Source organism: Kaistella carnis (genome assembly GCF_003860585.1).
GTDB lineage: Bacteria > Bacteroidota > Bacteroidia > Flavobacteriales > Weeksellaceae > Kaistella > Kaistella carnis.
On record NZ_CP034159.1, the window covers coordinates 2,299,865 to 2,312,240 of the forward strand.

The window sequence follows — 12,376 nt, forward strand, 5'->3', positions numbered from 1 at the left end:
CTAAAAATTAGATTGCCACTATTTTTGGTTAAAATTTTATTAAAATTCCTAATTATTCTCTCATAACTTTTTAATTGTTAAAATATTTCATTATTAATGTAAATTTAGAAACCACTAAAGCTACATCATTGATTTTGATGATAATCTTCATATATTAGAAGCTTCACCAAGTCAATTTAAAATCTTAAATTTGCGGTTGGTCTATGATTAAGGATACGAACATTCACAAAACGAGTAATTTCGCCGTTCTCAGCATCAGTTTTGAAAAAGCAGATGCCGAAACACGGGGAAAATTTGCCTTTTTTGATGACAATGTAAAACTTTTTGTTAACCAAATTCATGATTTGAATTTGGGAGATGCTTTTGTGGTTTCTACCTGCAACCGTACAGAAATTTATACCACAACTCAAAATTATCTCTTAATAGCGGAATTATACTGTAAAATTGTGGGCGTAAGTCTTACAGATTTCATGCAGTATGTGAATATTTTAAAACATGAGGAGGCCCTGAATCATCTGTTCCGCGTTGCGGCAGGTTTAGAAAGTCAGATTATCGGAGACTTCGAAATCATTGGTCAGATCAAAAATGCCTATCACCGTTTCAGAAAAGAAAAAAGATATTCAAATCCATTTATGGAGCGCGCCATCAACTCCGCGATTCAAATCTCGAAAAGAATTAAGAATGAGACCGGAATATCAAACGGTGCCGCGTCGGTTTCTTATGCAGCAGTTCACTATATTTTAAAAAATCAGGTTCAAATTTCAGATAAAAATATCCTTTTATTAGGCGTTGGTGAAATTGGCCAGAATACGGTAGAAAATCTGGTGAAGCATGTTTACAAACCCAAAGTGAAAATTGCAAACCGTTCTTCCGACAAAGCAGAGAAGATCGCCGAAAAGTATAAAATTCCCTATATTGAATTTGATGAGTTCCAGGAGGAATTGAGCAAAACAGATATTTTAATCGTCGCTACTGGAGCACAGCATCCCATTATCAACAAAACTCATTTTCCGAATGGAAAGGAAACTTTGGTAATTGATTTGTCCATTCCAAACAACGTAGAGAAGAATATTACCGAAAACACCAATGTAAATTTGGTTGATGTTGATCAGCTTTCGCTTCACATTAACGAAACAATGATGCAGCGTCAAAAGGAAATTCCCAAAGCGGAAGAAATCATCAAAGAGATGACGAAAGATTTCCTGGAATGGGAGAAAAAACGCAAACTGGCACCGAACATTCATCATTTCAAAGCCGTATTGAAAAATATGGAGCGTAACGAAATGCATAATATTCACAAGAAACATAAGTATGTAGATGTGAATGATATGAAACTTTCTGATAAAATGATTCAGAAAATTACCAACCGTTTCGCAAAATATATTATCGATAATCCCTGGAAAGCAGAGGAGATTAGCAAATTAATGCATGAAATTTTAGTAGAACAACCAAATAATGAGTTCAATGAGAAGCATTAAAATAGGTACGAGAAACTCACCACTCGCCTTATGGCAAGCCAGGGAAGTAGCCCGAAATTTGCAAAACAGAAATTATAAAACCGACATTACCCCGATCGTTTCTTCAGGAGATAAAAATCTGACAGAACCGCTTTATGCCATGGGAATCACCGGTATTTTCACTAAAGATTTAGATATTGCCTTACTCAACAAACAAGTTGATATCGCGGTGCATTCTTTAAAAGATATACCAACACAATTACCAAAAAATATTGAGATCATTGCCGTGCTTAAACGTGATTATCCGCAAGATGTTTTGGTTCGCAGTGCAGGTGCTAAAAATAAAGAACTTCATGATTTAAAAATTGCGACGAGCAGTTTAAGAAGACGTGCTTTCTGGGCAAAAACGTATCCAGACACGCAATTTTTCGATATTCGCGGTAATGTACAAACACGGTTACAAAAACTCGAAGATCAGGAATTCGATGCGACTTTGTTTTCGTTGGCAGCCATTGAAAGAATGGGTTTACCTGTTGAATACGAACATCTTTCGATGATGATTTCTGCGCCAGCTCAAGGCGTTGTCGCGGTTTGCGGAAGATCTGATGATGAGGAAATTATAGAGTTGTTTAAAGAAGTTGATCATCGGGATACCAGAATATGCATTGATATTGAAAGAAATTTTCTTCAAACTTTAGAAGGAGGTTGTACTGCCCCAATTGGCGCTTTTGCAGAGATTAATGAAGAAGACGAAGTGCGTTTTATCGGAAGATTATGTTCATTGGATGGGAAGAACTGCATCGAAACCGACGAGATTTTTAAGTGGAACGAACATGAGAACTTCGGAGAAGCAATGGCGGAAAAAGTCTTAGAGAACGGCGGCAGAGAATTGATGGAAGAGATTAAAAGCCAGATCTCCTAAGCAGCAATAGTGTAGTATTTACGGATTATTTATTTTTAATGAAAATTCTTTTTACAAAAAAACTTGACCAAAATGAGGTGGCAACACAGTTAGGAGCTGGGTTTCATCCTTCTTTTTTAGAAGTCATCAAGATCAACTTTCTACAGATTCCCTCGTTTCCTTTAAAGAGTCAATCCTTGATTTTTACGAGCGTTAATGGAGTAGAAGCCTTCTTTAAAAATGGTTTTAAACCTCAGGATAATTTTGCAGAAAGAAATTTTAACAAAATTTACTGTGTTGGTAAAAAGACCAAAATCCAGTTGCGTAAACACGGCTTCGGCGTTTTCAAAATGAAGAAAAACGCGAAGGAACTTTCGGAATTCATTATTGAAAATTGTGGCAAAGAAAAGTTCATTCATTTTTGTGGCAACCTGGCCTTGGACATTCTTCAGGAAAAATTACCCCTTCAAAATATTGGCTATAAAAAAGTAGTCGTGTACGAAACCGAACTGATCTATCCGAAAGTGGAAGAGGAATTCGATGCCATCGCATTTTTCTCTCCAAGCGGTGTACGTAGTTTTGTAGCAAATAATCCCTTGAATTTTAAACAGATTTTTGCCATCGGAGAAACTACAGCTTCCGAAGTGATGAAGCATACTTCACAAAAAATATTTATAGGCAAAGACAATGATTTAAGTGCTTTGCTCAAACTCATAAAACAGGAAGGCAAATAAAGCTTCCTATATATTAGGACTCAGATCCGGAATTTATTTTAAGATTATGATTAAAAATGATTTATATCTAAAGGCATTAAGAGGTGAAACGGTAGAACGTCCACCAGTATGGATGATGCGACAGGCCGGAAGATTTTTGCCAGAATTTCGTGCCATGCGTGATGATTATGATTTCTTCACCAGATGTCGTACCCCGGAACTGGCGTCGGAAATTACCATGATGCCGATTCGCAGATATCCTTTGGATGCCGCGATATTGTTCTCTGATATTTTAGTTGTTCCGCAAGCCATGGGAATGGACTTCGAGATGAGAGAAGGCATTGGACCTTGGTTAGAAAATCCGATCCGTACTTTAGAAGCTGTTCAAAACATTGAAGTTCCTGATGTTAATGATACTTTAGGGTATGTTTTCGATGCAATTGAAATGACGCTTCATAAATTAGATAACGATATTCCACTTATTGGTTTTGCCGGTTCACCTTGGACAATCCTTTGCTATTGCGTTGAAGGGAAAGGATCAAAAGCTTGGGATGTTGCAAAAAGTTTCTGTTTTAGAAATCCAGAAGCGGCCCATTTATTATTACAGAAAATAACTGATACTACCATTGCGTATCTGAAAAGGAAAGTGGAGAAAGGCGTTTCTGCAGTGCAGATTTTTGATTCTTGGGGTGGTTCTTTATCACCGGATGATTATCAAATTTTCTCCTGGCCATATATTAATCAAATTGTTGAAGCATTAAGTCCTTTAACTCATGTGATTGCTTTCGGTAAAGGTTGTTGGTTTGCTCTAGAAGAAATGACTTTATCAAAAGTTTCGGCTTTAGGAGTTGACTGGACGATCAGACCGGAGTTGGCGAGAACGTTAACCAATCACACCATGACATTACAGGGGAATTTTGATCCAAACAGATTGAACTCTTCTCCTGAAACCATAAAGAAAATGGTGAATGAAATGATCAACCGTTTTGGCAAAGACCGCTATATTGCAAATCTGGGACACGGAATTTTACCCAATATTCCTCTGGAAAATGCAGAAGCATTTATTAGAGCTGTAGTCGACTGGAAACCGAACTAAAGGTTTGAGCTTAAAATATCTAGAAGAACGTTTCACATGAAACGTTCTTTTTTATTATTGATAATTTTCTATTTCATAAACAACAAGTCTACATCCTCATGCGGTAGACGAACAACGGACTGATATAAGAACCCAATTTTATGATGAGTTTTTGAGAGGCCACATTTTCCTTTGTCGTTATAGCAGATATTTTCTTTAATCCCAGTTCGGAAAATGAAGTTTCCAGTAGTTTGGAAGCCGCTTCAAAACCGAATCCTTTGCCTTTAAAATGAGGTAAAAAATGAAAAACCGATATCATGAACCTCTAAACCTGCCCGCGCAGAAATCCCTATGCTTCCTATTTTGGTACCGTCTGTTTTTAAACGGATGAGAAAATTCCAATAGCCTAACCGTTTAAATTGTGGTAGAAATTTAGTTGTGAGTCGTTGGTTTAAAGAAAAGTGGATTTTTTGTTGTGAAGGTAATTCTATTCAATGTAGAAAATTGATGGCACAGAAATGGGATTGGAAGAGAAAATTAAAAATGGAAAAAATAATATCGGGCTTTATTGCCATTTTCGGACTGCTAATACTGGCAAATTGTACCACCCAAAAAACCAATGCACCGGAAAACATTCAAAGAGAATGGATGTTGGTTGAATTTCAGGATTTTAGCAAGGATGTAATGACGAGCAACAAAGCACGTCTGGATCTTTCTAATAAAGAAAAAACAAATCAATTTTCTGCAAATATGGGCTGTAATAATATGTTTGGAAAGGTCAGCTTTAATGTAGATGGAACCGTAAAATTTTCTGAAATAGGAAGTACCATGATGTTTTGTGACAGAGCGATGGACTTAGAACAGGCTTTCGGAAAAGAATTGCCAACGATGACCAATTATAAAGTTGAGGGACATTACCTTACTCTAAGCAACTCAAGTGGAAAAGTAATGAAATTCGTCGCTTCAGACTGGGATTAAAAATTATACTATAATAACTTCAATCTCCGATATTTATCTGAGATTTTTTAATGGGCAAGATCAAAGTATTATCTTTGTACAAATGCCACAAGGAAATTTATGCTAGACAAAAAAGAACATCTATACGAAAAAGCCGTTTTAGTCGGCTTAATTACGCAAAATCAAAGTGAAGAAAAGCTCATCGAATATATGGATGAGCTCGAATTTTTGGCTTTAACAGCCGGAGCAACCATCGATAAAAGATTCACTCAGAAATTAACACAGGCAGATTCCAAAACCTTTATTGGTAGTGGAAAAGCCCAGGAAATAAAAGAATATGTAAAGGATAAAGGCATCGGAACCATGATTTTCGATGATGAACTTTCACCTTCTCAATTAAAGAATCTCGAAAGAGAAATGGAAGTTAAAATCTTGGACAGAACCAATTTAATTCTGGATATTTTTGCACAAAGAGCCGAAACTTCTTACGCAAGAACGCAGGTAGAACTGGCTCAGTATCAGTATTTACTCCCAAGACTGAGCAAAATGTGGTCTCACCTTGATAAGCAAAAAGGGGGAATTGGAATGCGTGGTCCCGGTGAAACCGAAATTGAGACCGACAGAAGGATTATTCGCGACAGGATCTCCTTATTAAAAGAGAAATTAAAAACCATCGATAAACAGATGGCAACCCAAAGACAGAACCGTGGGAAAATGGTGCGTGTGGCGTTGGTCGGTTATACCAATGTTGGAAAATCTACCTTGATGAACGCAATTTCTAAATCTGACGTCTTTGCAGAAAACAAACTGTTCGCAACTTTGGATACCACGGTTCGAAAGGTCGTCATAGGAAATTTGCCTTTTTTATTAACGGATACCGTTGGATTTATCAGAAAACTTCCGACCCAGTTGGTGGAAAGTTTTAAATCAACTCTGGACGAAGTTCGGGAAGCTGATCTTTTGATTCATGTCGTTGATATTTCGCACGAGAGTTTTGAAGATCACATCAACTCCGTGAATCAGACATTAATGGAGATTGATGCACATCAAAAACCGATGATTATGGTTTTCAACAAGATTGATGCATTTGCGTACGAGAAAAAAGAAGAAGATGATCTAACGCCGGAAACCAGAAAGAACATTTCTCTGGATGAATGGAAAAAGACCTGGATGTCTAAATCTCAGTTTCCGACCGTCTTTATTTCTGCTTTAAACAAAGAGAACTTCCCTGAAATGAAGAAAATGATCTATGATGAGGTTTTGAAAATTCATACTGCAAGATTCCCTTACAATGATTTCTTATTTGAATATCATGATGAAGAGGAACAAATAGAAGAATAAAGCAAAAGCTTACTATTTTAAAAATGCTTAATTTATTTTAAGCATTTTTTTTACTTTTAATTCCAAAATAAATCCCATTTTTACGTGATGAATGCAGATTACCAAAAAGTTATTTCAACAGTTTACGCTGAAATTTTGACTCAGGAAAATATTGGAAAAGTGCCGGATTACATTCCTGAGATTGCCTGTATTGAGGAGAATAAGTTTGGAGTTAATTATACAGATTTAAACGATAACTCTTTCGGATGCGGTGATTTTCAGGAAAAATTTTCTATTCAAAGTATTTCTAAGGTTTTTGCGTTGTCCTATGTCTATGAAGAACTGGGAGAAAAACTCTGGAAAAGAGTTGATGTGGAACCTTCCGGAAATCCCTTTAATTCTCTACTTCAATTAGAGGCTGACCACGGAATTCCGCGAAACCCTTTTATTAATGCCGGTGCGCTGGTTATTTGCGATATATTATTGGAGATCTGCGATAAGCCGAAAGAAAAAATGCTCGAATTTATTCGCAATCTTGCGGAAGATGATGAGATTTTCTTTAATGAAAAGGTCGCTCAAAGTGAAATGGAAAACAGTTTCAGAAATACGGCCATGTGTAATTTCATGAAATCGTTTGGAAATATTCACGAGCGACCAACTGCAGTTATCGATCTTTACTGTCATCTTTGTTCTATAGAAATGACTTGCGAACAGTTGAGCAAGAGTTTTTTATATCTGGCAAATGGCGGTAAAAAACCATCGGATAACACTTCTGTTTTGCCTTTTCTTAAAGCCAAAAGGATTAATGCCATCTTGTTAACCTGTGGCTTTTATGATGAATCTGGGGAGTTTTCCTTCCTGGTTGGTTTACCCGGAAAAAGTGGAGTTGGAGGAGGAATTATCGCTATTCTACCGCAGAAATATTGCATCGCTGTTTGGAGCCCGAAACTGAATCCGAAAGGAAATTCCTACCGTGGAATGAAGTTTCTCGAGAAATTCACCACACTCACAGGCGAAACTATTTTCTAGTGTCTAGCAATATTATCGATCCATGAAGTAAGCGGAGTCGTCAGCGCCATTACTTCATTTTCCGCGCCATTTCCATTTTGTGAGCCATTAGATTTGCAATATTTCTGGCTTTATATATGGCAAGATCTGCCATTTCTCCAGTGAAATTTTCTTCTATGGTCTCGGTCCACAATTTAATCCAGTGGTCGAAATGAAATTTCTCCATCGGAACCTCAGAATTAATGGGAAAGTGTACAGCCATAGGGTTTCCCTTGTATGAAATTTGCCCAAACAAAAGCGTTTCCCAAAACGAATACATTTTCGGCAAATGATGCGACCAATCAACCTTTGCAACATCACTGAAGAAAAATCCAATCGTTTCGTCTTTTTGCACTTTCGCATAAAAACCATTCACCAAATCTTCAATATCCTGCCGCGACTCTAATTTTTTCATACTTCAAAATTACTCAAAAATTTCAGCATGCCTTTATGATTTCGGTCACTCATTTATATTTGGGCGGACAATTCGCGCTATCCGTTCCTACTCCTCAGTCGCCAGCTCCACTTCGTTCCGCTGGCTCCTTGCGGGGTAACCACTTCTATCTCGGCCGCAGTCTTGCATCTTTAGAAAGTTCTGATTTAAAAAGTAAATTCACTTACTTTTGCAAAATGAATTTAGAATTCTATAAAAACCAGGCTCTGTTAAGACAGAAAGAAAACAAAAAATTCCTGGAGAGTCTCAAGAAAAAACCTCCAAAAAATCTGGATTATCTTGTGCAGGAAACCCATGAACAGGTTTTTGAGAAAATAGATTGTCTGCAATGTGCCAACTGCTGCAAAACGACCGGACCACTTTTTACAGAAAAAGACATCGAGAGGATTGCTAAACATTTGAAAATGAAAGTTTCAGATTTCGAGCAGAAATTTTTACAAACCGATGAAGATCAGGATAAAGTTTTGCAAAATCTTCCCTGTTGGTTTCTAGCTGATGATAATACGTGTTCTATTTACGAAGTCCGTCCCAAAGCGTGTCGTGAATTTCCGCATACCGACCGGAAGAAAATCTATCAGATCAACCATCTTACGCTGAAAAACACCTTGATATGTCCTGCTGCTTATGAATTTGTAGAGAAAATGAAGGAAAATTTAACAAAGAAGTAGCATTTTCTTAAACTTTTATAAAGTTCGTTAAACTTTGGTCGCTCCTATGCAATTGCCTAAAATTCTTCGTTATGGTGGTATCATTAACTTAAAATTACATCATTATGAAAAAGTCATTGTTAGCAATCGTGCTTATTGCAGGAGGAATTACCTTCGCTACGGCACAAACTACGAAGAACGAAAATACTTTACAGCAAGCACCAGTAACTGATACCGTTAAGCAGGATGAGATGTCGGTAAAAATGGATTCCACAGCAGAAGCCAAGGCCGCTGAGATGGAGGCAGAAAATGTAAAAATGAAAGAAATGGAAACTGCGGAAATGAATGCAAAAAAAGAAGCAGAAGCTTCCCCGGAAACTAAAAAAGTAAAAAAGGCAAGAAAACAAATGGAGTAAACTTCCTGAAGTATAAAAAAGAAGCCGTCTCAATACTGAGGCGGTTTTTTCTGTGTTTAACATTTGTCAGTTTTAAAGGGTTTTACTATCTTTAAGTATTGATAATCAATTATATGAGTATTAAATTTAAAGATTATAACCAGCAACAAAATTGGTTATTCCCACCATCAATCGAGGAATTGATTCCAGAAAATCATCCCGTTCGGGTCGTTAATGGAATTATTGAACAACTGGATTTACGATTGCTCATTGAAGAGTATAGTAAAGATGGCAAACCGAGCTTTCATCCCAAGATGATGCTTAAGGTGATGGTTTACGCTTATATGGATAATACGTATTCCAGCAGGAAGATCGAAAAAGCGATGCGTGAGAATATTAATTTTATGTGGTTGTCCGCTCAACAGGTCGCAGACCATAACACCATCGCACGTTTTCGGAGCAAGAAACTCAAGACTATTTTCAAAGACATTTTCAAACAGGTCGTCCTGTTATTAGCAGAGGAAGGACTCGTTAGCTTGAAAGAAGTTTTTACCGATGGAACTAAGATAGAGTCTATTGCCGGGAGATATACCTTCGTTTGGGGCAATGCCATTAAAACCAGAAAAGAGAAGATGGCAGAACAACTTGAACAAATGTGGAACTATGCCCAAAGCATTGCTGAGGAAGAAGACAGCGATCCTACACCACCGGAGTTTAAAACCATCGATAAAGATAAAATAGAGAAGACCGCCAAGAAAATAGAAGAGATCATCAGCAAAAACCCGAAGGCATCCACCAAAGCAAAGGCAAAATTAAGATACATTCAAAAGAATTTTTCTCAGAACCTGGATAAGTACCAGGAGCAGGAAAAGGTTTTGGACGGACGTGGCAGTTATAGTAAGACCGATCCCGATGCCACATTTATGCGCATGAAAGATGATCATATGCAGAATGGTCAACTTAAACCCGCCTACAACGTGCAGGTAAGTTCTGAATCCCAGTTTGTTATTCATTATACTTTACACCAAACCACCAATGATTTAAATACGCTTAAACCACATCTCAATACTTTTGAAGAACTTTATCAGTTTTTGCCGGAAGAACTTACTGCTGATGCTGGTTACGGCAGTGAAGAAAATTATGATTTTCTGGAAGAGAAAAATATAGAAACCTTCGTAAAATACAACACCTTCGATAAGGAACAGGGTATTTTAAAATCGAAAAGAAAGAAAATCAACGAAGACTTTCACCGCGATAAACTTTATTATAACGAAGAGAACGATCAGTATATCTGTCCGATGGGGCAACCGATGAATAAAATCACCAACCGAAATCGAAAAACAAAAAGCGGTTATGCTCAGACAAGTTCACTGTACCAGGCTCAAAACTGCACCGGTTGTCCGCTGCGAGGGGCTTGCCATAAAGCCCAGGGAAACAGAATAATAGAACGCAACCAAAATTTAGAACGGCATAAGGAGAGAGTTCGGGAAAACATCTTGAGTGAAATCGGAGAAATAAAACGCAAACAACGCACGGCGGATGTAGAACCCGTCTTTGCACATATCAAATCCAATCGGAACTTCAAGCGTTTTACACACAAAGGAATAGAAAAAGTGGAATTAGAGTTCGGATTACACGCTTTAGCACACAATCTAAGAAAAAAGAGTGCTTAAGTAAGAGCACATTTTTATCCTAATGTGCAAAAATCACAAATAATCAAAATTTAACGCTTTACAACAGAAAATAAAAAAACCGCCTCAAATTTTATTTTGAGACGGCTTCATCCTTTCACTTTACTTTTTTTTCCCATTATCCCGGGACAGGTTTTATTAAAAAAGTCGGAGCATACCTCCGACTTTATTTTTTTTTATACAACGCCTTGTGCTAACATGGCTTCCGCAACTTTTACAAATCCGGCAATGTTTGCTCCTTTTACATAGTTGACGTAGCCGTCTTCCTCTTTCCCGTAATCTCTGCAGGCTTTGTGAATACCAATCATAATTTCTTTCAGTCGGGCATCAACTTCCTCAGAGGTCCAGTTCAGTCGGATGGAATTCTGAGTCATTTCCAAACCGGATGTGGCAACACCGCCGGCGTTGGAAGCTTTCCCTGGAGAAAACAATACTTTGTTTTCTAAGAAATAGTTGATCGCATCCAGTGTTGAGGGCATGTTAGCTGCTTCAGTTACACACATTACTCCATTCGCAACTAGAGCTTTAGCGTCTTCGAGTAGTAATTCATTTTGTGTAGCTGCCGGGATTGCAACATCACATTTTACTTCCCACGGCCGTTTTCCTGCAAAAAATTCTGCAGTTGGGAATTTCTTCACATAATCTTCGGCTCTGTTATTTCCGGAAGAACGAAGTTGTAATAAATAATCAACTTTTTCACCGTCAATTCCGTCTTTATCGTATACATAACCATCAGGTCCGGAAATAGTGACTACTTTTCCACCCAGTTCTGTAACTTTTTTAATCACCCCCCAAGCTACGTTTCCGAAACCGGAAACCACAAAGGTTTTACCTTTAATACTTTCTCCTACGGTTTTCAACATCTGTTCGCAGAAATAAACGACGCCATATCCTGTTGCTTCCGGGCGGATCAATGATCCACCATATGCAATTCCTTTTCCGGTAAGTACGCCGGTAAATTCATTTCTGATTTTTTTATACTGACCGAATAAATATCCGATTTCTCTTGCTCCTACGCCAATGTCTCCAGCAGGAACATCGGTTTCAGGACCGATATGTTTGCACAATTCCGTCATAAATGCCTGGCAAAAACGCATCACTTCCATGTCGGATTTTCCTTGTGGATCAAAATCTGCACCTCCTTTTCCGCCACCCATAGGTAGCGTAGTTAAAGAGTTTTTAAATGTTTGCTCGAATGCCAAAAACTTTAAAACAGATAAATTCACGGTTGGATGAAAACGGATTCCCCCTTTATAAGGACCAATTGCAGAATTCATCTGGATTCTAAATCCTCTGTTGACCTGAATTTCTCCCGAATCATCTACCCAAGGAACGCGAAAAATAATGGTTCTTTCTGGTTCTGCCATCCTTTCCAAGAGTTTCATTCCGTCATATTCTTTACGAGTGGCTATGAAAGGAATTACGGTGTAAGCAACTTCTTTTACCGCTTGTAGAAATTCTGGCTCGTGGGGATTTTTAGATTCAATTTTGTCGATAAATTCCTGAATTCTTTGCTCTACGTTATTGTGTTCCATAAATGGGCTGATATTGTTGTAACAAATTTACTTTTTTTTTAAAACCGACAATAAAAAGTTTAATATTTTAGGAATGTTTAATTAATTTAAGTTTTTGTTTTATTAAAACAAAATTTTATACATTAACCTTATTAAAAGCTCAAGTAATGTATGAAAATAGTATATTTTTAAAAACGCTTATTTA

Annotated in this window: 13 protein-coding genes; 10 read left to right on the forward strand and 3 right to left on the reverse strand. The window is 37.4% G+C overall.

All coding sequences use genetic code 11. The features are described from left to right. Positions 1 to 203 precede the first annotated feature (203 nt). The 4 genes from hemA to hemE are packed head-to-tail and all read left to right on the forward strand — an operon-like array spanning position 204 to position 4,167. Positions 204 to 1,478 carry a glutamyl-tRNA reductase gene (gene hemA / locus EIB73_RS10665; protein ID WP_125025251.1) on the forward strand — a complete coding sequence of 425 codons (1,275 nt, stop codon included), beginning with the start codon at positions 204 to 206 and terminating at the stop codon, positions 1,476 to 1,478. Then, complete coding sequence (gene hemC / locus EIB73_RS10670; protein ID WP_125025253.1) at positions 1,456 to 2,379, forward strand: hydroxymethylbilane synthase; 924 nt, start codon at positions 1,456 to 1,458, stop codon at positions 2,377 to 2,379. The genes hemA and hemC overlap by 23 nt, the downstream gene beginning before the upstream one ends. A 38-nt stretch (positions 2,380 to 2,417) precedes the next feature. Then, the gene (locus EIB73_RS10675; RefSeq protein WP_125025255.1) at positions 2,418 to 3,092 is read left to right on the forward strand and encodes a uroporphyrinogen-III synthase; all 675 of its coding nucleotides are present in this window, start codon (positions 2,418 to 2,420) and stop codon (positions 3,090 to 3,092) included. A 46-nt stretch (positions 3,093 to 3,138) separates the two neighbouring features. Further along, positions 3,139 to 4,167, forward strand: a complete 1,029-nt coding sequence (hemE, locus tag EIB73_RS10680) for a uroporphyrinogen decarboxylase (RefSeq protein WP_125025257.1) — start codon at positions 3,139 to 3,141, stop codon at positions 4,165 to 4,167. An 88-nt stretch (positions 4,168 to 4,255) separates the two neighbouring features. Here the strand turns inward: hemE and EIB73_RS15355 are convergent, their stop codons facing one another. After that, positions 4,256 to 4,465, reverse strand: coding sequence for a GNAT family N-acetyltransferase (locus tag EIB73_RS15355; protein WP_125025259.1), 210 nt, complete (start codon positions 4,463 to 4,465; stop codon positions 4,256 to 4,258). A 224-nt stretch (positions 4,466 to 4,689) separates the two neighbouring features. Here EIB73_RS15355 and EIB73_RS10690 point away from each other — a divergent pair, with 224 nt between their 5' ends. The 3 genes from EIB73_RS10690 (at position 4,690) to EIB73_RS10700 (ending at position 7,452) form a co-directional block, all read left to right on the forward strand. Continuing rightward, positions 4,690 to 5,124 (forward strand): META domain-containing protein, encoded by a 435-nt coding sequence (locus tag EIB73_RS10690; RefSeq protein WP_164467881.1) that lies wholly within the window; start codon positions 4,690 to 4,692, stop codon positions 5,122 to 5,124. Positions 5,125 to 5,223: 99 nt separating this feature from the next. Then, positions 5,224 to 6,444, forward strand: a complete 1,221-nt coding sequence (hflX, locus tag EIB73_RS10695; RefSeq protein WP_125025262.1) for a GTPase HflX — start codon at positions 5,224 to 5,226, stop codon at positions 6,442 to 6,444. A gap of 87 nt (positions 6,445 to 6,531) precedes the next feature. Then, positions 6,532 to 7,452: a glutaminase gene (locus EIB73_RS10700; protein WP_125025264.1), complete on the forward strand. Its 921-nt coding sequence runs from the start codon at positions 6,532 to 6,534 to the stop codon at positions 7,450 to 7,452. 49 nt (positions 7,453 to 7,501) lie between these two features. Here EIB73_RS10700 and EIB73_RS10705 read toward each other — a convergent pair whose 3' ends face one another. After that, the gene (locus EIB73_RS10705; RefSeq protein WP_125025266.1) at positions 7,502 to 7,885 is read right to left on the reverse strand and encodes a group III truncated hemoglobin; all 384 of its coding nucleotides are present in this window, start codon (positions 7,883 to 7,885) and stop codon (positions 7,502 to 7,504) included. A gap of 215 nt (positions 7,886 to 8,100) precedes the next feature. On the opposite strand from EIB73_RS10705, the gene EIB73_RS10710 reads away from it, so the two are divergent. The 3 genes from EIB73_RS10710 to EIB73_RS10720 all read left to right on the forward strand — a co-directional run bounded on the left by EIB73_RS10710 (position 8,101) and on the right by EIB73_RS10720 (position 10,639). Next, entirely contained in the window at positions 8,101 to 8,592 is a 492-nt protein-coding gene (locus EIB73_RS10710) for a YkgJ family cysteine cluster protein (RefSeq protein WP_125025267.1), read from the forward strand. 104 nt (positions 8,593 to 8,696) lie between these two features. Continuing rightward, positions 8,697 to 8,987, forward strand: coding sequence for a hypothetical protein (locus EIB73_RS15060; protein WP_164467882.1), 291 nt, complete (start codon positions 8,697 to 8,699; stop codon positions 8,985 to 8,987). A 104-nt stretch (positions 8,988 to 9,091) separates the two neighbouring features. Beyond that, entirely contained in the window at positions 9,092 to 10,639 is a 1,548-nt protein-coding gene (locus EIB73_RS10720; RefSeq protein WP_125026051.1) for an IS1182 family transposase, read from the forward strand. Between the two features lie 194 nt (positions 10,640 to 10,833). On the opposite strand, the gene gdhA is transcribed toward EIB73_RS10720, so the two are convergent. Continuing rightward, positions 10,834 to 12,192 (reverse strand): NADP-specific glutamate dehydrogenase, encoded by a 1,359-nt coding sequence (gene gdhA / locus EIB73_RS10725; protein WP_125025269.1) that lies wholly within the window; start codon positions 12,190 to 12,192, stop codon positions 10,834 to 10,836. Positions 12,193 to 12,376 lie beyond the last annotated feature (184 nt).

Bases quoted from the DNA above. Each gene is read 5' to 3' on its own strand.
- EIB73_RS10705 (WP_125025266.1), bottom strand. From the start codon at position 7,885: ATGAAAAAATTAGAGTCGCGGCAGGATATTGAAGATTTGGTGAATGGT.
- EIB73_RS10700 (WP_125025264.1), top strand. From the start codon at position 6,532: ATGAATGCAGATTACCAAAAAGTTATTTCAACAGTTTACGCTGAAATT.
- hemC (WP_125025253.1), top strand. From the start codon at position 1,456: ATGAGTTCAATGAGAAGCATTAAAATAGGTACGAGAAACTCACCACTC.
- EIB73_RS10710 (WP_125025267.1), top strand. From the start codon at position 8,101: ATGAATTTAGAATTCTATAAAAACCAGGCTCTGTTAAGACAGAAAGAA.
- EIB73_RS10675 (WP_125025255.1), top strand. From the start codon at position 2,418: ATGAAAATTCTTTTTACAAAAAAACTTGACCAAAATGAGGTGGCAACA.
- EIB73_RS10690 (WP_164467881.1), top strand. From the start codon at position 4,690: ATGGAAAAAATAATATCGGGCTTTATTGCCATTTTCGGACTGCTAATA.
- EIB73_RS15355 (WP_125025259.1), bottom strand. From the start codon at position 4,465: ATGATATCGGTTTTTCATTTTTTACCTCATTTTAAAGGCAAAGGATTC.
- gdhA (WP_125025269.1), bottom strand. From the start codon at position 12,192: ATGGAACACAATAACGTAGAGCAAAGAATTCAGGAATTTATCGACAAA.
- hemA (WP_125025251.1), top strand. From the start codon at position 204: ATGATTAAGGATACGAACATTCACAAAACGAGTAATTTCGCCGTTCTC.
- EIB73_RS15060 (WP_164467882.1), top strand. From the start codon at position 8,697: ATGAAAAAGTCATTGTTAGCAATCGTGCTTATTGCAGGAGGAATTACC.
- hemE (WP_125025257.1), top strand. From the start codon at position 3,139: ATGATTAAAAATGATTTATATCTAAAGGCATTAAGAGGTGAAACGGTA.
- hflX (WP_125025262.1), top strand. From the start codon at position 5,224: ATGCTAGACAAAAAAGAACATCTATACGAAAAAGCCGTTTTAGTCGGC.